Raw genomic sequence first — 19,423 nt, forward strand, 5'->3', positions numbered from 1 at the left:
CGCGCGCCCAGCGAAGCCCGCCGATTGTAGGCAGGGAACAAGCGTTGCCCCTGGGAAACCCTGATGAGCCGATCCACCGCCGCCACGCCCTCAACCCCCGCCGCCAAGGGGAAGAAGTCCGCTTCGCCCGAGGCGCAGACGCCCGAGGTGGGTGCGCCGCCGAAGGGCGAATTCGTCTCTTTCGAAGGCTCTCCGTTCCAGCTGTTCCAGCCTTACCCGCCGGCGGGCGACCAACCCACCGCCATCCAGCAGCTGGTGGAAGGCGTCAACGACGGCGAGAGCTTCCAGACGCTGCTGGGCGTGACGGGCTCGGGCAAGACCTTCACGATGGCCAACACCATCGCGCGGCTGGGCCGTCCGGCGATCGTCTTCGCGCCCAACAAGACGCTGGCGGCGCAGCTGTACAGCGAGTTCCGCGAGTTCTTCCCGAAGAACGCGGTCGAGTACTTCGTCAGCTACTACGACTACTACCAGCCCGAGGCCTACGTCCCGCAGCGCGACCTGTTCATCGAGAAGGACAGCGCGATCAACGAGCAGATCGAGCAGCTGCGGCTGTCCTGCACCAAGAGCCTGCTGGAGCGGCGCGACGTGGTGATCGTGGCGTCGGTGTCGGCGATCTACGGCATCGGCAACCCGAGCGACTACCACCAGATGGTGATGACGCTGCGGGTGGGCGACAAGCTCGGCCAGCGCGACATCATCCAGCAGCTGGCGCGCATGCAGTACACGCGTAACGAGATGGAATTCACCCGCGGTCACTTCCGCGTGCGCGGCGACACCATCGACGTCTTCCCGGCGGAGCACTCGGAGCTGGCGCTGCGCATCGAGCTCTTCGACGACGAGGTCGAGGGGCTGACGCTGTTCGATCCGCTGACCGGTCAGATCCGGCAGAAGATCCCGCGCTTCACCGTCTATCCGTCCAGCCATTACGTCACGCCGCGCGACCGCGTGGTGGCCGCGATCGAGACGATCAAGGAGGAGCTGCGCGAGCGCGTGGCCTTCTTCATCAAGGAGGGCAAGCTGGTCGAGGCGCAGCGGCTGGAGCAGCGCACGCGCTTCGACCTGGAGATGCTGCAAGAGGTGGGCCACTGCAAGGGCATCGAGAACTACACGCGTCACCTCTCGCAGGCCGCGCCGGGCGATCCGCCGCCGACGCTGGTCGACTACCTGCCGCCGGACGCGCTGATGTTCCTGGACGAGAGCCACGTGCTGATCGGCCAGTTCAGCGCCATGTACAACGGCGACCGGGCGCGCAAGAGCACGCTGGTGGACTACGGCTTCAGATTACCGTCGGCGATGGACAACCGGCCGCTGAAGTTCGAGGAGTACGAGCGCAAGATGCGCCAGGCCATCTTCGTCAGCGCGACGCCGGGCGACTACGAGAAGCGCCAGGCGGGCGCGGTCGTCGAGCAGCTGGTGCGGCCGACGGGGCTGGTGGATCCGGTGGTCGAGGTCAGACCGGCGACGCACCAGGTGGACGACGTGCTGCAGGAGATCCGCGATCGCATCGAGATCAACGAGCGCGTGCTCATCACCACGCTGACCAAGCGCATGGCCGAGCAGCTGACGGAGTACCTCAGCGACAACGGCGTGAAGGTGCGCTACCTGCACTCGGACGTGGACACGGTCGAGCGGGTCGAGATCCTGCGCGACCTGCGGCTGGGCACCTTCGACGTGCTGGTCGGCATCAACCTGCTGCGCGAAGGCTTGGACATTCCGGAAGTCTCGCTGGTGGCGATCCTGGATGCGGACAAGGAAGGCTTCCTGCGCGCCGAGCGCAGCCTGATCCAGACCATCGGCCGGGCGGCGCGCAACGTGAACGGCAAGGCGATCCTCTATGCGGATCGCATCACCGAGTCGATGAAGAAGGCCATCGGCGAGACCGAGCGCCGCCGCGCCAAGCAGATCGCGTTCAACGAGGCCAATGGCATCACGCCGCGCGGCGTGGTCAAGCGCATCCGTGACCTGATCGACGGGGTCTACAGCGACAAGCCGGGCCGCGACGACGCCAAGGTCATCGCCGAGGCCGCCGAGGTCGAGGCGATGAGCGAGAAGGATCTGAGCAAGCGCATCCAGCAGCTGGAGAAGCAGATGCTGGAGCATGCGCGCAACCTCGAGTTCGAGAAGGCGGCGCGGCTGCGCGATCAACTGGCGCAACTCAAGGAGCAGGCCTTCGGCGCGGCGGTGCACGACAACGTCGTGCCGATTTCGGCCGGCAAGGGCAAGTGACCCCGGGGAGCAGCGCGGTGCGAAAGCAGTGCGCTGGGCGCTGATGGGGCAGAAGGGCTTCGATTGACTGCGGGACGGGGAGCGCGGGCACTCCAGGCAGCAGGGGGCATCCCGTCCGGGAACCCCCAGCAGCCTTCCGGCCCCACCGGCGCTCGCTGACCCCGGGTTGAGCGCTTGTTGTGGGTGGGGCGTGCGCCGTGATGTCGTTCGGTCAGTCTTCGATGACGCGGAAGAAATGCGTGCCGTCGCGGTCCAGTTGCGCGAGGAGACCGTACTCCCAGTCGAGGTAGGCCTGCATCGCGTCGCGCGGATGGTGGGTGCCCTCGTAGGGGCGGCGGTAGCGGTCGTCACGCGGGAAGGCCAGGCGGGGATTGGCGGATTCGATCGGGAGGCCCGCGTCGTACCAGGCCGTCGTGCCACCCTCCAGCACCAGCAGCTCGCGACCCTCGGCCGCCAGTTCCGCGGCGAGGTCGGCAGCGACGAAGCGCGGCAGCACGCCCAGGTTGCCCGTCAGCACGACGCGGCGCGCCGCCGGAATGACGGTGCGCAGCGCCTCGGCCAGCCGCGCGCGCGGGCTCCACCAGGCGCCGGGGATGTGCCGGACGATGTAGGTGATGCTCGGCGCGACGTCGATGACCACCGTGTCCGGCTGTTCGCGGTCGGCGTCCTCGTCGCGCCAACGGGCCAGCTCGGCCGGCGTCACCGTGGCCACGGTCGGGGAGAGCGGCTGCGGCGGCAGGTCCGGGCCGGTCTCGGTGTGCGCCGCTGGATCCGGCGGCAGCACCGCCACCTCCCAGCCCATCTGCGCCAGCCAGGCCGCCGCCATCGAGGCACGGATGCCGTCGTCGTCGCTCAACACGATGCGCGCGCCGCGCACCGGCACGTGGTGGTCGGTCTCCTGGATCAGCTGGCCGCCCGGCGCATGCCGGAAGCCCGGACGGTGGCCGCGTGCGTATTCGTCGGCGCCGCGGACATCGAAGCGGTAGGTGGAGCGGCGCGGATCGGCCAGCCAGTCGGCGAGCACGCGCGCATCGATGCGCTGCGCATGCGCGCGGCGGGCCAGTGCCGTGGCGCCTTCGCGCGCCGCGTCCAGGTCGCCAAGCGGCACGTCCTCGTGCGAGCGCCCCTGGCCCTGCGCGAGCGCCAGGCCCGCGAGCGTCCATCCGATCGTGCCGTTGCGCAGCGCGACGACGGGATTGGGCACGCCGGCGTCGATCAGCGACTGCGCGCCGATCAGGCTGCGGGTGCGGCCGGCGCAGTGGACGACGATGAGGGTCGTCGGGTCGGGCGCGAGGTCGCGGGCGCGTCGCACCAGTTCGCCGCCGGGCACGCTGATCGAGCCGGGCAGGCTCGTGCTGCGGTACTCGTCGAAGCGCCGGGCATCGAGCAGGACGAGCTGGTCGCCGCGCGCGAGGCGACGCTGGAGTTCGTCGGCCGGGATCGACGGCGTGTGGCGCCGGGCCTCGACCAGCTCGCCGAAAGCCTTGCTCGGCACGTTGACGTCGCGGAACAGCTCGAGACCGGCTTCGCGCCAGGCGCCCAGGCCACCGGCGAGCAGCGCGACGTCGGTGTAGCCCAGCGCCTGCAGCTTGCGCGCCGACGCTGCCGCCACGCCTTCCCCGTCGTCGTAGACGACGATGGGCACGCCGCGCCGCGGCAGGCGCCCCCAGGCGTCGAGCTCCAGCCGCGAGGCGGCGAGGTTGGCGGCCCACAGCGGATGGGCCTCGGCATAGGCCGCTTCCTCGCGCACGTCGAGCAGCGCGATCTCCACCCGCGCGAGCAGCGCGGCGCGGACGTCGGCGACCGTGCGAGTCGGCAGCGGCGCCGGATGGCGGGGCGCCTGAGGCGGGTGTAGTACCGGCGCGGCTGCGGATGCGGGCGACGAGCCGGCCGAAGCGGCCGGAGCGGTTGTGGCGTTGGACGCGGTCGTGGCGATCGTGTCGGTGGGATGCAGGACGGTCATGGCGGCGGGCGCGTGGAGCGCAAGGCATCTGAGCGCCGCAGCCTAGGGATCCCGGCCAGGGATCGGAACGAAGCAAAGCGAGGATCGATAGACGCCGGCGTCTTGCCGGCAAGCCTTACCGACCCTTCAAGCCGTGGGCGGCAGGTCCCGCTGGGGCGGAGGCTCGGTCGACGGGCGCGGCGTCGACGGCTCCTCCAGGGCCCACGCCAGCAGGGCGGCGGTTTTCTCGTCGCCCAGGTCGATCAGCTGCAGGCGTGCGGCGCGGACAGTCTCGATTTGCGTGAGGGTCATGGGGGCCTCCCAGGTGTGGAGTCGCGGAGAGGGCAATTGCCGGTCCCGGGTAGGCCCGGCCGCTCACGATCCCGCCGCCGCCTGCTGTCTCAGCCAGACCATGGCCGCCTGCGTGCTGGTCGACGGCGCCCGCTCGCTGCTGACGGCCAGGTGATAGGTGTGGCCATCGATCACCGGCCCGAACGGTTGCACCAGATGACCGGCGGCGAGCTCCTCGGCGACCAGCGCCTGGCTCACCAGCGCGATCCCGTGGCCGGCGACCGCCGCCTGGATCGCATGGCCTTCATCCGAAAAACGCAGTTGCCCGGCCGGTGACCGACTCGGGACGCCAGCCGCGGCGAACCAGCGCTCCCAGGTCGGGTTCTCCGGCTGCGGCCGTTTCCAATCGAAGCAGATCAGCGGCACGCGCGCCAGGTCCTCGATCGAGCTCACGCCGAGCCGCGGATTGGCGACGGGCGCGAAGTGGTCCGCAAACAGCGGCTCGGTGCTGAGACCGGGATAGGGGCCGCGACCGTAGCGGATCGCGATGTCGACCGCCGTCGAGCGCAGGTCGACCACCTCGTCCGACGCCTGCAACTGCAGGTCGATGCCGGCATGCCGCAGGCGGAAGTCGGACATGCGCGGGACCAGCCACTTCACCGTGAAGGCATTGGTCGCCGAGATCACCACCTGCGGCCGGCGGCGCGGCTGGGTCAGGCGTTCAAGCGCCGACTGGATCGCGTCGAAGCCGTCGCGCAGCACGGGATAGAGCTGGGCGCCGGCTTCGGTCAGGGTGACGCGGCGCACCTGGCGCTCGAAGAGCGCGACGCCGGATTGCTCCTCCAGTCCTCGGATCTGATGGCTGATCGCCGTCGGCGTCACGGCGAGTTCCTCGGCGGCGGCCTTGAAGCTGCCCAGGCGCGCGGCCGCCTCGAAGGCGCGCAGCGCGGACAGTGGAAGCGATCGACGATCCATCGGATGGTGTTGATGAATGAGTTCTGCTCATCTTACGGCTGACAATTGAACCTTTGTCGCCAGTTGGTCGCATCCCTATCGTTCACCCCGAGGTCGGCGCTTTCGTCGGCTTCGATGAATGAAAGGAATGCAATCATGCTGGAACGCCTCATCACCCATCCCGATCCTTATGAGCCCTATCTGCTGTCGCAAGGCATCAAGGCGGGCGGACTGCTCTTCATCTCCGGTCAGGCCGGCGCCGGGGAGGACGGCCGCATCGTGGCGGGCGGTTTCCTGGCCCAGGGGCGCCAGGCCTTCGCGAACCTGCGTCGCGCGCTGGAAGCCGGCGGCGCCGGGCTGAAGGACGTCATCAAGGTCACCATCTTCGTGACCGACATGGGCCACTTCGACGATGTGGTGGCCCTGCGGCGCGAGTTTTTCTCGATGCCGTACCCGGCGGACACCATCGCCGAGATCAAGGCGCTCTACACGCCGGACGCGATGATCGAGATCGAGGCGATCGCCGAAGTGCCCGATGCGCAGGGGCGCTGACATGAAGGCGTCCAACCTGTTCGAGCCCGTTGACCTGGGGCCGCTGCGACTTGCGAATCGATGGGTCGTGGCGCCGATGACGCGCGTCAGCGCAACCATCGACGGCCAGGCGACGCCGCGCATGGCGCGGTATTACGCCGACTTCGCGGCGGGCGGCTTTGGGCTGGTCATCACGGAAGGGATCTATACCGACCGCGCGTACTCGCAGGGATATCTCTTCCAGCCGGGGCTGGCCGCCGACGCACAACGCGACGCTTGGCGACCGGTGGTGGCGGGCGTCCATGCCGCGGGCGGACGCATCGTGGCGCAGCTGATGCACGCGGGCGCGATCTCCCAGGGCAACGCGCACCGGGCCGTGGCGAAGGGCCCGTCGGCCGTGCAGCTGGCGGGCGTCCAGATGTCTTTCTATAGAGGGGAGGGGCCGTATCGCATGCCCGAAGCCATGACGCTCGCGGAGATCACCGCGGCGATCGACGGGTTCGCCGCGGCGGCGTTGCGGGCCAGGGAGGCTGGGTTCGACGGGGTGGAGCTGCACGGCGCCAATGGGTATCTACTGGACCAGTTCCTCACCGAGCACACCAATCGGCGCGAGGACGGCTATGGCGGCGCCTTGGTTCAGCGACTGCGGTTGGGCGTCGAAGTGATCACCGCCGTGCGGGAGGCGGTGGGCGCGGGGTTCCCGGTCGGCTATCGGGTGTCGCAGGGCAAGGTCAACGACTTCGGCCACAAGTGGCGCGGCGCCGAGGCCGACGCAGCACTGGTGTTCAGGGCTCTGTCGGCGGCACCGATCGACTACCTGCACACGACCGAGTTCGAGGCCTGGCAGCCGGCCTTCGGAGAAGGTCCGAGCCTCGCGGCACTGGCGCGGCGGTACGGGTCGGTGCCGGTGATCGCGAATGGATCGCTGCATGATCCGGCCCGCGCCGCGGGGATGGTGGCGCGCGGGGAGGCGGACCTCATCGCCCTGGGACGGGGCGCGCTGAGTAATGCCGACTGGCCGCGGCGGGTTCGGGACGGACTGCCGCTGGAGGAGTTCGACCGGACGTTGCTTTCGCCGCTCGCCGATCTGGCGAACGCCGACCTCAGACGGGCCCGGACCGCACGAGCCTGAGATCGCTCGCAAGACCCCGCCTGCGGGAAGGGTTATTGGCGCTGTCATTGAGAATCCGGCGGCGCGGGATGCCAAGGCCCGCCCTGGTCCGGCCGCCCAGCCGCTGGACATTGGCCTCTAGCGCAAATCGCCGTCCGGCGCCTGGCCTGGAACGGCCCCCTCGACGCCAGTCGGGGGTAACCCGAGCAAGCTCCTTCTTAATTGAGTAAAATGCTCGGACATTGCAGGGGGAAACCCTGCTTCGTGAGTCGACCCGGCGTCAGCCGAGCCGCCGCCTCCATGTCCTGAAGCCCGACACGGGCGCCAAGGAGAAGTTCGATGCGTCTCACCACCAAAGGTCGTTTTGCCGTCACCGCGATGATCGATCTGGCCCTGCGCGAAAACAGCGGCCCCGTCGCGCTGGCGGCAATCAGCCAACGCCAGCAGATCTCGCTGTCCTACCTGGAGCAGCTGTTCGGCAAGCTCCGCCGCCATCAGCTCGTCGAGTCCACCCGCGGCCCCGGCGGCGGCTACTCGCTCGGCCGCCGTTCCGATGAAATCACCGTCGCCGACATCATCGTCGCCGTCGACGAACCCATCGACGCCACCGGCTGCGGCGGCAAGGAAAACTGCATGGGCGACGACAACGGCCGCTGCATCACGCACGACCTCTGGACCGCGCTCAACAACAAGATGATCGAGTTCCTGGACTCCGTGACGCTGCGCAAGCTCGTCGACGACCAGCTCGCCAAGGGCGTCACCGTCGAGGAAGCGCCCGTCAAGCGCGCCATCTCCAGCACCCCCGTCGTCAAGCCCATCCGCATCACCGCGCCGAATTCCGTCTTCGCGCTCGGCAATGCGATGAGCAAGTGATCCCGGCCCTCCGCTCCGCTCCGGTCCGCGTCAACCCGATTCAGTAGTCGACAAGAAGAACGTTCCCATGGACATGACCCCGCACTTCCCCATCTACATGGACTACGGCGCCACCACGCCGGTGGACCCGCGCGTCGTCGACGCGATGATCCCGTGGCTGCGCGAGCATTTCGGCAATCCGGCGTCGCGCAGCCATGCCTGGGGATGGGAAGCGGAAGAAGCCGTGGAGAAGGCCCGCGGCGAGGTCGCCAAGCTGATCAATGCCGATCCGCGCGAGATCGTCTGGACCTCCGGCGCGACCGAGTCCAACAACCTCGCCATCAAGGGCGCGGCCAACTTCTACCAGTCCCGCGGCAAGCACCTGATCACCGTCAAGACCGAGCACAAGGCCGTGCTCGACACGACGCGCGAACTGGAGCGCCAGGGCTTCGAGGTGACCTACCTCGACGTCAAGGAAGACGGCCTGATCGACTTCGACGTGCTCAAGGCGGCGATCCGCCCGGACACGATCCTGATCTCGGTGATGTTCGTGAACAACGAGATCGGCGTGATCCAGGACATCCCCGCCATCGGCGCGCTGTGCCGCGAGAAGGGCATCATCTTCCACGTCGACGCCGCGCAGGCCACCGGCAAGGTCGAGATCGACCTGGCGACGCTGCCCGTCGACCTGATGAGCCTGGCCTCGCACAAGAGCTACGGTCCCAAGGGCATCGGCGCGCTGTACGTGCGCCGCAAGCCGCGCGTGCGTCTGGAAGCGCAGATGCACGGCGGCGGCCACGAGCGTGGCTTGCGCTCGGGCACGCTCCCCACGCACCAGATCGTCGGCATGGGCGAGGCCTTCCGCATCGCCCGCGAGGAGATGGCCACCGAGCTGCCCCGCATCAAGGCGCTGCAGCAGCGCCTGCTGGATGGCCTGAAGGACATCGAGCAGGTCTTCATCAACGGCGATCTCGAGCGCCGCGTGCCCCACAACGTCAACGCCTCGTTCAACTACGTCGAGGGCGAGTCGCTGATCATGGGCATCAAGGGCATCGCCGTGTCCTCGGGCTCGGCCTGCACATCCGCCAGCCTGGAGCCCAGCTACGTGCTGCGCGCGCTGGGCCGCAGCGACGAGCTGGCGCATTCCTCGCTGCGCATGACGATCGGCCGCTTCACGACCGAGGAAGAGATCGATTACGCCGTCTCGCTGCTGAAGGACCGCGTCGCCAAGCTGCGCGAGCTGTCCCCGCTGTGGGACATGTACAAGGAAGGCATCGATCTGAGCACCATCCAGTGGGCCGCTCATTGATCTGATCCGCAGGACACCCGAACAACGACGTTGGAGAACAGTCATGGCATACAGCGACAAGGTCATCGACCACTATGAGAACCCCCGCAACGTGGGCGGTTTCGACAAGGGCGACGAATCGGTGGGCACCGGCATGGTCGGCGCGCCGGCCTGCGGCGACGTGATGAAGCTGCAGATCAAGGTGAACCCGGCCACCGGCCTGATCGAGGACGCCAAGTTCAAGACCTACGGCTGCGGCTCCGCGATCGCGTCGAGCTCGCTGGTCACCGAGTGGGTCAAGGGCAAGACGCTGGACGAGGCGCTGTCCATCAAGAACAACCAGATCGCGGAAGAACTGGCGCTGCCGCCGGTGAAGATCCACTGCTCGATCCTGGCCGAGGACGCCATCAAGGCCGCCGTGGACGACTACCGCGCCAAGCACGGCCAGACCGCCGACGCCGCGACCGCCACCGCCTGAGGTCCGCGCGATGTCCGTCACCCTGACCGAAGCCGCCGCCCGGCACGTCACGCGCTACATCGCCAAGCGCGGGCGGGGCGTCGGCGTGCGCCTGGGCGTCAAGACCACCGGCTGCTCCGGCCTGGCCTACAAGCTGGAGTACGCCGATGAAGTGGCCCCCGAGGACGTCGTCTTCGAGGGCCATGGCGTCAAGGTGCTGATCGACCCGAAGAGCCTGCCCTACCTGGACGGCACCGAGCTGGACTTCGTCCGCGAGGGCCTGAACGAGGGCTTCAAGTTCCGCAACCCGCGTGAGAAGGACCGCTGCGGCTGCGGCGAATCCTTCCGCGTCTGACTGTCGGCCCCCGGACGGGCGTGTACGCCCGTCCCGCCCCCCGAGGGGGCAGCAAGACATCTTGGGGCGGCCCGGCGATGTCTTGCGCGCGCTGACGGTCACCGCTTCATCGGCGCGGCAGCTCGGCCGCGCTTTTTTCATTGACATCGTGAAACTCGACGACGACGACTTCACCCTGTTCGGCCTGCCGCAGCGCTTCGCGCAGGACGGCGCCGAGATCGCGCAGCGCTGGAAGGCGCTGGCGGCGAAGGTGCATCCGGACCGCTTCGCCGCCGACGGCGCCGCCTCGCAGCGCCTGGCGATGCAGTGGTCGCTGCGCGTCAACGAGGCGCATCAGCGCCTGCGCGATCCGCTCAAGCGCGCGTCCTATCTCTGCGAGCTGCGTGGCGCGCCGATCCAGGCCAACGAGAACACCCGCATGCCGGCCGCCTTCCTGATGGAACAGATGGAATGGCGCGAGTCGCTGGACGAGGCCAAGACGCCCGACGCGATCCTGGCCATCGACCAGCAGGTCGCCGGCCGCGAACGCGCGCTGCTGGCCCAGGCCGGCCGCCAGCTCGACGACGAGGGCGACGCCGCGGCCGCCGCCGAATCGGTGCGCGCGCTGATGTTCCTGACGCGCTTCCGCGCCGACATCGACCAGCGCCTGGAGGCGCTCGAGCACTCCTGAGGCCCGCGCGCGCATCGCTGCCCGCCGCCTCGACTTCCGAAGAACAAGACACGACACCATGGCCCTGCTGCAAATCTCCGAACCCGGCGCGTCGCCCGATCCCCATCAGCGGCGCACCGCCGTGGGCATCGACCTGGGCACGACGCACTCGCTGGTGGCGGCGATGCGCCACGGCGTCGCCGAGTGCCTGCCCGACGATCAGGGCCGCGTGATCCTGCCGTCGGCGGTGCGCGTGATGCCCGAGGGCCGCCGCCAGTTCGGCTACGACGCGCTGGCCGCGCAGGCCGAGGATCCGGAGAACACCATCGTCTCGGTCAAGCGCTTCATGGGGCGCCGCGTCGAGGACATCGCCAACCGCGACAAGCTGCCGTATCGCTTCGAGGACACGCCGGGCATGCTGAGCCTGGCCACGCGCGAGGGCCTGAAGTCGCCGGTCGAGATCAGCGCCGAGATCCTGGCCACGCTGCGCCAGCGCGCCGAGGACACCTTCAACGACGACCTGTTCGGCGCCGTCATCACGGTGCCCGCGTACTTCGACGACGCGCAGCGCCAGGCCACGAAGGACGCGGCGCAGCTCGCGGGCCTGAACGTGCTGCGCCTGATCAACGAGCCCACCGCCGCCGCGATCGCCTACGGGCTGGACAACGGCAGCGAGGGGCTCTACGCCGTCTACGACCTGGGCGGTGGCACCTTCGACATCTCGCTGCTGCGCCTGACGAAAGGCGTCTTCGAGGTGGTGGCCACCGGCGGCGACGCGCAGCTCGGCGGCGACGACTTCGACCGCCTGCTGGCGGACTGGGCGCTGGCGCAGGCCGGCCTGAGCGTCACCAGCGCCGCCGACAAGCGCCGCGTGCTGGTCGCCGCGCGCCTGGCCAAGGAGGCGCTGACCGATGCCGAACGCGTCACGCTGAGCGCCGCGCTCGACGCCGGCGCGCTGAGCGTCGAGGTGTCGCGCGCCCAGTTCGATGAACTGGCCCTGCCGCTGGTCAACAAGACGCTGCTGGCGGTGCGCCGCGTGCTGCGCGACGCCAAGGTCGGCGCCGACGAGGTGCAGGGCACGGTGATGGTCGGCGGCTCGACGCGCATGCCCATCGTGCGCCGCGTCGTGAGCGAGCTCTTCGGCCGCGAGGTGCTGACCAACCTGAATCCCGACGAGGTCGTCGCGCTCGGCGCGGCGGTCCAGGCCAACCAGCTCGCGGGCAACAGCGCCGACGGCGAGATCCTGCTGCTGGACGTGATCCCGCTGTCGCTGGGCCTGGAGACCATGGGCGGGCTGGTCGAGCGCATCATCGAGCGCAACGCCACCATCCCGGTCGCCAAGGCTCAGGACTTCACCACCTTCAAGGACGGCCAGACCGCGCTCGCCGTGCACGTGCTGCAGGGCGAGCGCGAACTGGTGAGCGAGTGCCGCTCGCTGGCGCGCTTCGAGCTGCGCGGCATCCCGCCGATGGCCGCGGGCGCCGCCCGCATCCGCGTGAGCTTCCAGGTCGATGCCGACGGTCTGCTGAGCGTGTCCGCTCGCGAGCTGGGTTCGGGCGTCGAGGCGGCGGTGCAGGTCAAGCCGAGCTACGGCCTGGCCGACGAGCAGATCGCCACGATGCTGCGCGAGGGCTTCGCCAGTGCCGAATCCGACATGGCCGCCCGCAAGCTGCGCGAGGCGCGCGTCGAGGCCGAGCGCATGATCCTCGCGACCCAGTCCGCGCTGCGTGCCGATGGCGACCTGCTCAGCGAGGCCGAGCGCGCCGAGATCGCCGCGCTGCAGTCGGACCTGCTCGCCAAGGCGCAGGTCGACGACGCGGCCGCGAACGCCGATGCCATCGATGCCGCCGTCCAGGCGCTGGCCAAGGGCACCGAGGCCTTCGCCGCCGCGCGCATGAACCGCGGCATCCAGCAGGCCCTGACCGGCCGCAGCATCGATCAGGTCTGAGCGCGAGCCGACACCGCCAGCTTCAAGGACATCCCATGCCCGTCATCAAGATCCTTCCCCATCCCGAATACGCGCCCGAGGGCAAGACCATCGAGGCACCGTCCGGGACGACGATCTGCGAGGCGCTGCTCGACAACCACGTCGAGATCGAGCACGCCTGCGACCAGGTCTGCGCCTGCACCACCTGCCACGTGATCGTGCGCGAGGGCTTCGCCTCGCTGTCCGAGATGGAGGAGAACGAGGAGGACATGCTGGACCGCGCCTGGGGCCTGGAGCCCAACTCGCGCCTGTCCTGCCAGGCCATCCTGTCCAACACCGACGTGACGGTCGAGATCCCCAAGTACTCGATCAACCACGCCAAAGAGAACCATTGAGCGGCGGCTGAGTCCATGCGTGTCCTCGGCATCGAATCCTCCTGCGACGAAACCGGCGTGGCGCTGGTGGACGCCTCGGGCGACGGCGTGCCCGCGCTGCTGGCGCATGCGCTGCACAGCCAGATCTCGATGCACCAGGCCTATGGCGGCGTGGTGCCGGAGCTGGCCTCGCGCGACCACATCCGCCGCGTGCTGCCGCTGACCCGCGAGGTGCTGGCCAGCGCCGGCCTGTCGCTGGCGGACATCGACGTCGTCGCCTACACCCAGGGGCCCGGTCTGGCCGGCGCCCTGCTGGTGGGCGCGGGCGTGGCGGCCTCGCTGGGCGCCGCGCTCGATCGACCGGTGATGGGCGTCCATCACCTCGAGGGCCACCTGCTGTCGCCGTTCCTGTCCGAGGATCCGCCGGAGTTCCCCTTCGTCGCGCTGCTCGTCTCGGGCGGCCACACGCAGCTGATGCGGGTCGACGACGTGGGCAGCTACGAGCTGCTCGGCGAAACCATCGACGACGCCGCGGGCGAGGCCTTCGACAAGTCGGCCAAGCTGCTCGGCCTGCCGTACCCCGGTGGCCCGCATCTGTCGAAGCTGGCGGAGCAGGGCGATCCCGAGGCCTTCGCGCTGCCGCGACCGCTGCTGCACAGCGGCAAGCCCGATTTCAGCTTCGCGGGCCTCAAGACGGCGGTGCTGACGCAGGTGCGCAAGCTCGAGGCGCAGCCCGGCGGCATCACCGAGGCGCAGCGTGCCGACCTGGCCGCATCGACGCAGGCCGCGATCGTCGAGGTGCTGGTGAAGAAGGCGCTGCTCGCGCTCAAGGACACCGGGCTGAAGCGGCTGGTCGTGGCCGGCGGTGTCGGCGCCAACAAGCGGCTGCGCGAGCAGTTGAACGCGGTCTGCGACAAGCGCCGCGTGCGCGTGCACTATCCCGAGCTGCACCTGTGCACCGACAACGGCGCGATGATCGCGCTCGCCGCCGCGCTGCGCCTGCAGCGCGACATGGCGGCGCTCACGCGCGGTGGCGGCTTCGAGGTCCGCCCGCGCTGGGACCTGTCGCAACTGAACGGCCCGGCCGCGCTGTGAGGCGCCTGGCGAGGCGGGCGGCGCTGTTGCTGGGCGCCGTGATGGCCGTTGGCATGGCGAGCGCCGCGGGAGCGACCCGCGTGACGACGGGGCCGAACGCTTCGTCCTCGTCACCACCACCGTCTCGGTCTCCGTCTTCTGTGTCGTTGCGCCAGATCAGCGAGCCGGCGGTGCCCATCCGGCTCGCGCTGATCGAGGGCCTGTCCGGTCCGCTGGGCAATGGCGGCGAAGCGGTGTTCCGCAACCTGGTCTGGGCCACCGAGCGTGTCAACGCGCGCGGCGGCGTGCGGCTGCCTGGCGGCGCTCGGCGACTGGAGCTGGTGCGATTCGACAGCAAGGGCTCGGTCGAGGAGTCGCTGTCCATGCTGCGCGCCGCGACCGACCAGGGCATCCCGGTCGTGCTGCAGGGCAACAGCTCGGCGGTCGCCGGTGCGCTGATCGCGGCGCTGGAGAAGCACAACGCGCGCGAGCCGACGCGCCGCGCGCTGTTCCTGAACTACGCCGCCGTCGATCCCGCGTTGACCGGCGCGCAGTGCAGCTTCTGGCATTTCCGCTTCGATGCCCACACCGACATGCGGCTGGCCGCGCTGGTCGAGGTGATCGCCCAGGACCCGGCGCTGAAGACGATCTACCTGATCAACCAGGACTACAGCTTCGGCCAGCATCTGCGCGAGCAGGCGAGGGCGATGCTCGCCAGACGCCGGCCCGACCTGCGCATCGTCGGCGACGAACTGCATCCGCTGGGCCGGGTGAAGGACTTCCTGCCCTACGCGACCAAGATCCGCGCCAGCGGCGCCCAGGCGGTGCTGACCGGCAACTGGGGCAACGATCTGACGCTGCTGATCAAGGCGGCCAAGGACATCGGCCTGACGGCGCGTTTCCACACCTTCTACGGCAATGCGCTGGGCGTGCCGGGCGTGCTCGGCGAGGTGGGCGTCGACCGGGTGCTGGCCGTGGCCGAGTGGCATCCCAACGTCGGCACCCCCGACGCGGAGCGCTTCTATGCCGCGTTCCGCCAGCGCTTCCCGAAGCCGGAGCACGACTACCTGCATGCCCGCATGCAGCTGATGGTGGAGATGCTGGTCGCCGCGATGGAGCGGGCCGGCACGACCTCGCCCCAGGCGGTGGCGACGGCGCTTGAGGGGCTGAAGCTCGACGGCCGGCCGCTGGGCATCGCTCACGAGGGCGTGATGCGGGCGGCCGATCACCAGCTCCAGCAGCCGCTGTACGTCAGCGTGATGCGCCGCGCCGGGGAGGCCGGCGTGCCGCACGACAACGAGGGATCGGGCTACGGCTTCCGCACCCTGCGCTACCTGGATGCGGCGCAGGCGGCGCAGCCTTCGACCTGCCGGATGCGCCGCCCGGACTGATCGCCGCCGCCGCGGCCGGGCGGGGCGCCAGGGCCGTCGGCTCTGGGCGAGCGCCGATTCGATGCCCGATTCGTATATACTGCGCGCTGTTTTGCCTGGCCCGTCCAGGGAAACAGCCAGCACGGCACGGGTCGGTTTCACCTGTGACCGCAAGTCAATCCTCGGAAACCGTCAGCGCACTCGCAGCCTTCATCGGCCATGCCCGGCGGACCTTCCGAACCATTCCGGAACAAGGAACGCATCATGTCCATCGCCGATCTGAACAAGGCCGACATCGTCAAGGCCAACGCCCGCAGCGCCAACGACACGGGCTCCCCCGAAGTCCAGGTCGCCCTGCTGACCGCTCGCATCAACGAGCTGACCCCCCACTTCAAGCTGCACGCCAAGGACCACCACGGCCGCCGCGGCCTGCTGAAGATGGTCAACCAGCGCAAGAGCCTGCTGGCCTACCTGAAGAACAAGGACGCTGACCGCTACACCGCCCTGATCCAGAAGCTGGGTCTGCGCAAGTAAGTCGCGCGTGCATGCAAAGAGCCTGATTGGTCCGATTCCAACAGGCTCTTTGTCGTTTCTGCGAGCCGCTGCCGGAGCGTTCCGGACGGCCCGCCGCCGGTCCAGTCGCCGGTCAGGCCGCCCGCCCGCAGGGCAGGCCGCCTGAGAAGACGATGGAGTCGGGCTGACGTGGCGCTGCTGTGTCATTCCAATGCGCTTGCCGGCAGGGGCCGGGCAAGCAGGCGCTCTGGAATGGCATCCCGCCAAACCCAGCTTCACTCCCGGTTCCGCGCCGCACCGCGAGCGGCGCATCCCTGAACTGAGGAGAACTCGAATGAGCATGTTCAACAAGGTCACCAAGACCTTCCAATGGGGCCAGCATCAAGTCGTGATGGAGACCGGCGAGATCGCCCGTCAATCCAGCGGCGCCGTCCTGGTGAACATCGAGGACACCGTGGTCCTGGCGACCGTCGTCGCCAAGTCGGCCCCCAAGGCCGGCCAGGACTTCTTCCCGCTGACCGTCGACTACATCGAGAAGACCTACGCCGCCGGCAAGATCCCCGGCAGCTTCTTCAAGCGTGAAGGCCGTCCGAGCGAGCTCGAGACCCTGACCTCGCGCCTGATCGACCGCCCGATCCGTCCGCTGTTCCCTGAAGGCTTCTTCAACGAAGTCCAGGTCGTCATCCACACCGTCTCGCTGAACCCGGAAGTCCAGGCCGACATCGCCGCGATGATCGCCACCAGCGCCGCGCTGGCGATCTCCGGCATCCCGTTCAACGGCCCGATCGGCGCCGCGCGCGTGGGCTATGTCAACGGCGAGTACGTGCTGAACCCGGGCAAGACCCAGCTGATCGACTCGAAGCTGGACCTGGTGGTCGCCGGCACCGAAGCGGCCGTGCTGATGGTCGAATCGGAAGCCGACCAGCTGAGCGAAGACATCATGCTGGGCGCCGTCACCTACGGCCACGACCAGGGCAAGATCGCGATCGCCGCGATCAACGAGCTGGTCCGCGAAGCCGGCAAGCCGTCCTGGAACTGGGTCGCCCCGGCCAAGGACGAGGGCTTCATCGCCAAGGTCACCGCGCTGGCCGAGGAAGAGCTGCGCGCCGCCTACCAGATCCGCTCCAAGCAGGCCCGCACCGAGGCCTGCCGCAGCGCCTACGCCAAGGTCAAGGACGCGCTGACCGCTGAAGGCGTCGCCTTCGACGGCGTGGAAGTCGACGGCCTGCTGTTCGAGATCGAAGCCCGCATCGTGCGCGGCCAGATCCTGGCCGGCGAGCCGCGCATCGACGGCCGCGACACCCGCACCGTCCGCGCCATCGAGATCCGCAACAGCGTGCTGCCGCGCGCCCACGGCTCGGCGCTGTTCACCCGCGGCGAGACGCAGGCGCTGGTCGCCGCGACGCTGGGCACCGACCGCGACGCGCAAGTCATCGACGCGCTGGCCGGCGAGTACTCCGAGCGCTTCATGCTGCACTACAACATGCCCCCGTTCGCCACCGGCGAAACGGGCCGCGTGGGCAGCCCCAAGCGCCGCGAGATCGGCCACGGCCGCCTGGCCAAGCGCGCGCTGGTCGCGGTGCTGCCGAGCAAGGAAGACTTCCCGTACTCGATCCGCGTGGTCTCGGAGATCACCGAGTCCAACGGCTCGTCGTCGATGGCCTCGGTCTGCGGCGGCTGCCTGTCGCTGCTGGACGCCGGCGTGCCGCTGAAGGCGCACGTCGCCGGCATCGCCATGGGCCTGATCAAGGACGGCAACCGCTTCGCCGTGCTGACCGACATCCTGGGCGATGAGGACCACCTGGGCGACATGGACTTCAAGGTGGCCGGCACGACCTCGGGCATCACCGCGCTGCAAATGGACATCAAGATCCAGGGCATCACCAAGGAGATCATGCAGGTCGCCCTGGCGCAGGCCAAGGAAGCGCGTCTGCACATCCTGGAGAAGATGGTCGACGCGATGGGCTCGGCCAATGCCGAGATCTCGCAGTTCGCTCCGCGCCTGTACACGATGAAGATCAATCCGGAGAAGATCCGTGACGTGATCGGCAAGGGCGGCGCCACCATCCGCGCGCTGACCGAAGAGACCGGCACGCAGATCGACATCGCCGAGGACGGCACCATCACCATCGCCTCGACCGACGGCGACAAGGCCGAGCTGGCCAAGAAGCGCATCGAGCAGATCACCGCCGAAGCGGAGATCGGCAAGGTCTACGAAGGCCCGGTCACCAAGATCCTGGACTTCGGCGCGCTGATCAACATCCTGCCGGGCAAGGACGGTCTGCTGCACATCAGCCAGATCGCCCACCAGCGCGTGGAGAAGGTCACCGACTTCCTGAGCGAAGGCCAGATCGTCAAGGTCAAGGTCCTGGAGACCGACGAGAAGGGCCGCATCAAGCTGTCGATGAAGGCGCTGCTGGACCGCGACGCGGCGCCGGTCGCTCCGGCTCACGGCGAAGGCTCGGCCGAGTAATCGGCCCGGCTTCGACGCACCGCGACCCGACCTGCCATGAAGGCCATTGCCATCACACAGCCCGGCGGACCGGAGGTCCTGCAGCTGATCGAGCGCGCCGACCCCGTCGCCGGGGCTGGCGAGTGCCTGATTCGCGTGCAGGCCTATGGCATCAACCGTCCGGATGTGCTGCAGCGCAAGGGCGCGTATCCGCCGCCGGCGGGTGCCAGCGATCTGCCTGGCCTGGAGGTCGCGGGTGTTGTCGAAGCGGGGGATGCGCAGGCGCTGGCCGAAGCTGGCCTGAAGGTCGGCGACGCGGTCTGTGCGCTGGTCGCGGGCGGCGGCTATGCCGAGCTGTGCGTGGCGCCGGTGGTCCAGTGCCTGCCGGTCCCCAAGGGCTGGAGCATGGCCGAGGCCGCCAGCCTGCCGGAGACCTTCTTCACCGTCTGGAGCAATGTCTTCGAGCGCGCCCGCCTGCAGCCTGGCGAAAGCCTGCTGGTGCATGGTGGCAGTTCGGGCATCGGCGTCACCGCGATCCAGATCGCGAAGGCGCTGGGCTCGACGGTGCTGGTCACCGTCGGCACTGCGGACAAGGCCAAGGCCTGCCTGGCGCTGGGCGCCGACGTCGCGATCAACTATCGCGAGCAGGACTTCGTCGAGGCGGTGAAGGCGGCGACCGGTGGTCGTGGCGTCGACGTGATCCTGGACATGGTCGCCGGCAGCTATGTCGCGCGCAACGTGCAGTGCCTGGCGGATGACGGCCGCGCCGTGATCATCGCGGTGCAGGGCGGCGTGAAGGCGGAGTTCGACGCGGGCCAGGTCCTGCGTCGCCGTCTGACGATCACCGGCTCGACGCTGCGTCCGCGTCCGATCGCGTTCAAGGCTGGCATCGCCCGCGCGCTGCGCGAGCGGGTCTGGCCGCTGCTCGAATCCCGTGCCATCGCGCCGGTGATCTTCAGGCAGCTGCCGGCGTCCGAGGCGGCCGCGGCGCACGCGCTGATGGAGTCGGGCGAGCACATCGGCAAGATCGTGCTGAGCTGGTGAGCGTCCAGCG

The 19,423-nt window shown here is 69.2% G+C and carries 18 protein-coding genes; 15 read left to right on the forward strand and 3 right to left on the reverse strand.

All coding sequences use genetic code 11. The annotated features are described in order from the left end of the window. Positions 1-63 precede the first annotated feature (63 nt). Complete coding sequence (gene uvrB / locus BM393_RS07920; RefSeq protein ID WP_091724262.1) at positions 64-2,229, forward strand: excinuclease ABC subunit UvrB; 2,166 nt, start codon at positions 64-66, stop codon at positions 2,227-2,229. 211 nt (positions 2,230-2,440) lie between these two features. Here the strand turns inward: uvrB and BM393_RS07925 are convergent, their stop codons facing one another. The 3 genes from BM393_RS07925 to BM393_RS07930 all read right to left on the reverse strand — a co-directional run bounded on the left by BM393_RS07925 (position 2,441) and on the right by BM393_RS07930 (position 5,437). Next, the gene (locus BM393_RS07925) at positions 2,441-4,192 is read right to left on the reverse strand and encodes a rhodanese-like domain-containing protein (RefSeq protein WP_091724263.1); all 1,752 of its coding nucleotides are present in this window, start codon (positions 4,190-4,192) and stop codon (positions 2,441-2,443) included. 126 nt (positions 4,193-4,318) lie between these two features. Further along, the gene (locus BM393_RS25635) at positions 4,319-4,483 is read right to left on the reverse strand and encodes a hypothetical protein (protein WP_175538223.1); all 165 of its coding nucleotides are present in this window, start codon (positions 4,481-4,483) and stop codon (positions 4,319-4,321) included. 63 nt (positions 4,484-4,546) lie between these two features. Further along, positions 4,547-5,437 (reverse strand): LysR substrate-binding domain-containing protein, encoded by an 891-nt coding sequence (locus BM393_RS07930; RefSeq protein WP_091724264.1) that lies wholly within the window; start codon positions 5,435-5,437, stop codon positions 4,547-4,549. A 135-nt stretch (positions 5,438-5,572) separates the two neighbouring features. On the opposite strand from BM393_RS07930, the gene BM393_RS07935 reads away from it, so the two are divergent. The 14 genes from BM393_RS07935 (at position 5,573) to BM393_RS08000 (ending at position 19,413) form a co-directional block, all read left to right on the forward strand. Continuing rightward, a complete protein-coding gene (locus BM393_RS07935) occupies positions 5,573-5,968 on the forward strand; it encodes a RidA family protein (RefSeq protein WP_091724265.1) in 396 nt (131 codons plus the stop codon). A 1-nt stretch (position 5,969) separates the two neighbouring features. Next, positions 5,970-7,079, forward strand: a complete 1,110-nt coding sequence (locus BM393_RS07940) for an NADH:flavin oxidoreductase (RefSeq protein ID WP_175538224.1) — start codon at positions 5,970-5,972, stop codon at positions 7,077-7,079. Positions 7,080-7,397: 318 nt separating this feature from the next. Further along, positions 7,398-7,931 (forward strand): Fe-S cluster assembly transcription factor, encoded by a 534-nt coding sequence (locus BM393_RS07945; protein WP_091724267.1) that lies wholly within the window; start codon positions 7,398-7,400, stop codon positions 7,929-7,931. A 67-nt stretch (positions 7,932-7,998) separates the two neighbouring features. Further along, positions 7,999-9,219 carry an IscS subfamily cysteine desulfurase gene (locus BM393_RS07950; protein ID WP_091724268.1) on the forward strand — a complete coding sequence of 407 codons (1,221 nt, stop codon included), beginning with the start codon at positions 7,999-8,001 and terminating at the stop codon, positions 9,217-9,219. 43 nt (positions 9,220-9,262) lie between these two features. Then, entirely contained in the window at positions 9,263-9,676 is a 414-nt protein-coding gene (iscU, locus tag BM393_RS07955; protein ID WP_091724269.1) for a Fe-S cluster assembly scaffold IscU, read from the forward strand. A gap of 10 nt (positions 9,677-9,686) precedes the next feature. Next, on the forward strand, positions 9,687-10,010 hold the full coding sequence (gene iscA / locus BM393_RS07960) for an iron-sulfur cluster assembly protein IscA (RefSeq protein WP_091724270.1): 324 nt from the start codon (positions 9,687-9,689) through the stop codon (positions 10,008-10,010). Between the two features lie 148 nt (positions 10,011-10,158). After that, positions 10,159-10,680 (forward strand): Fe-S protein assembly co-chaperone HscB, encoded by a 522-nt coding sequence (gene hscB, locus BM393_RS07965; protein ID WP_091725198.1) that lies wholly within the window; start codon positions 10,159-10,161, stop codon positions 10,678-10,680. Positions 10,681-10,738: 58 nt separating this feature from the next. Next, positions 10,739-12,607, forward strand: a complete 1,869-nt coding sequence (hscA, locus tag BM393_RS07970; protein ID WP_091724271.1) for a Fe-S protein assembly chaperone HscA — start codon at positions 10,739-10,741, stop codon at positions 12,605-12,607. Between the two features lie 35 nt (positions 12,608-12,642). Then, a complete protein-coding gene (gene fdx, locus BM393_RS07975) occupies positions 12,643-12,981 on the forward strand; it encodes an ISC system 2Fe-2S type ferredoxin (RefSeq protein ID WP_091724272.1) in 339 nt (112 codons plus the stop codon). A gap of 15 nt (positions 12,982-12,996) precedes the next feature. Then, positions 12,997-14,055 (forward strand): tRNA (adenosine(37)-N6)-threonylcarbamoyltransferase complex transferase subunit TsaD, encoded by a 1,059-nt coding sequence (tsaD, locus tag BM393_RS07980; RefSeq protein WP_091724273.1) that lies wholly within the window; start codon positions 12,997-12,999, stop codon positions 14,053-14,055. Between the two features lie 53 nt (positions 14,056-14,108). After that, positions 14,109-15,425, forward strand: a complete 1,317-nt coding sequence (locus tag BM393_RS07985) for a branched-chain amino acid ABC transporter substrate-binding protein (protein WP_091725200.1) — start codon at positions 14,109-14,111, stop codon at positions 15,423-15,425. 243 nt (positions 15,426-15,668) lie between these two features. Beyond that, the gene (gene rpsO / locus BM393_RS07990) at positions 15,669-15,938 is read left to right on the forward strand and encodes a 30S ribosomal protein S15 (protein ID WP_091724274.1); all 270 of its coding nucleotides are present in this window, start codon (positions 15,669-15,671) and stop codon (positions 15,936-15,938) included. 313 nt (positions 15,939-16,251) lie between these two features. Further along, positions 16,252-18,390 carry a polyribonucleotide nucleotidyltransferase gene (gene pnp / locus BM393_RS07995; protein WP_091724275.1) on the forward strand — a complete coding sequence of 713 codons (2,139 nt, stop codon included), beginning with the start codon at positions 16,252-16,254 and terminating at the stop codon, positions 18,388-18,390. A 36-nt stretch (positions 18,391-18,426) separates the two neighbouring features. Beyond that, the gene (locus BM393_RS08000; RefSeq protein ID WP_091724276.1) at positions 18,427-19,413 is read left to right on the forward strand and encodes an NAD(P)H-quinone oxidoreductase; all 987 of its coding nucleotides are present in this window, start codon (positions 18,427-18,429) and stop codon (positions 19,411-19,413) included. Positions 19,414-19,423 lie beyond the last annotated feature (10 nt).

This window comes from Mitsuaria sp. PDC51 (assembly GCF_900113225.1).
Taxonomy (GTDB): Bacteria; Pseudomonadota; Gammaproteobacteria; order Burkholderiales; family Burkholderiaceae_C; genus Roseateles.

Bases quoted from the DNA above. Each gene is read 5' to 3' on its own strand.
- uvrB (WP_091724262.1), top strand. From the start codon at position 64: ATGAGCCGATCCACCGCCGCCACGCCCTCAACCCCCGCCGCCAAGGGG.
- BM393_RS07925 (WP_091724263.1), bottom strand. From the start codon at position 4,192: ATGACCGTCCTGCATCCCACCGACACGATCGCCACGACCGCGTCCAAC.
- BM393_RS25635 (WP_175538223.1), bottom strand. From the start codon at position 4,483: ATGACCCTCACGCAAATCGAGACTGTCCGCGCCGCACGCCTGCAGCTG.
- BM393_RS07930 (WP_091724264.1), bottom strand. From the start codon at position 5,437: ATGGATCGTCGATCGCTTCCACTGTCCGCGCTGCGCGCCTTCGAGGCG.
- BM393_RS07935 (WP_091724265.1), top strand. From the start codon at position 5,573: ATGCTGGAACGCCTCATCACCCATCCCGATCCTTATGAGCCCTATCTG.
- BM393_RS07940 (WP_175538224.1), top strand. From the start codon at position 5,970: ATGAAGGCGTCCAACCTGTTCGAGCCCGTTGACCTGGGGCCGCTGCGA.
- BM393_RS07945 (WP_091724267.1), top strand. From the start codon at position 7,398: ATGCGTCTCACCACCAAAGGTCGTTTTGCCGTCACCGCGATGATCGAT.
- BM393_RS07950 (WP_091724268.1), top strand. From the start codon at position 7,999: ATGGACATGACCCCGCACTTCCCCATCTACATGGACTACGGCGCCACC.
- iscU (WP_091724269.1), top strand. From the start codon at position 9,263: ATGGCATACAGCGACAAGGTCATCGACCACTATGAGAACCCCCGCAAC.
- iscA (WP_091724270.1), top strand. From the start codon at position 9,687: ATGTCCGTCACCCTGACCGAAGCCGCCGCCCGGCACGTCACGCGCTAC.
- hscA (WP_091724271.1), top strand. From the start codon at position 10,739: ATGGCCCTGCTGCAAATCTCCGAACCCGGCGCGTCGCCCGATCCCCAT.
- fdx (WP_091724272.1), top strand. From the start codon at position 12,643: ATGCCCGTCATCAAGATCCTTCCCCATCCCGAATACGCGCCCGAGGGC.
- tsaD (WP_091724273.1), top strand. From the start codon at position 12,997: ATGCGTGTCCTCGGCATCGAATCCTCCTGCGACGAAACCGGCGTGGCG.
- BM393_RS07985 (WP_091725200.1), top strand. From the start codon at position 14,109: ATGGCGAGCGCCGCGGGAGCGACCCGCGTGACGACGGGGCCGAACGCT.
- rpsO (WP_091724274.1), top strand. From the start codon at position 15,669: ATGTCCATCGCCGATCTGAACAAGGCCGACATCGTCAAGGCCAACGCC.
- pnp (WP_091724275.1), top strand. From the start codon at position 16,252: ATGAGCATGTTCAACAAGGTCACCAAGACCTTCCAATGGGGCCAGCAT.
- BM393_RS08000 (WP_091724276.1), top strand. From the start codon at position 18,427: ATGAAGGCCATTGCCATCACACAGCCCGGCGGACCGGAGGTCCTGCAG.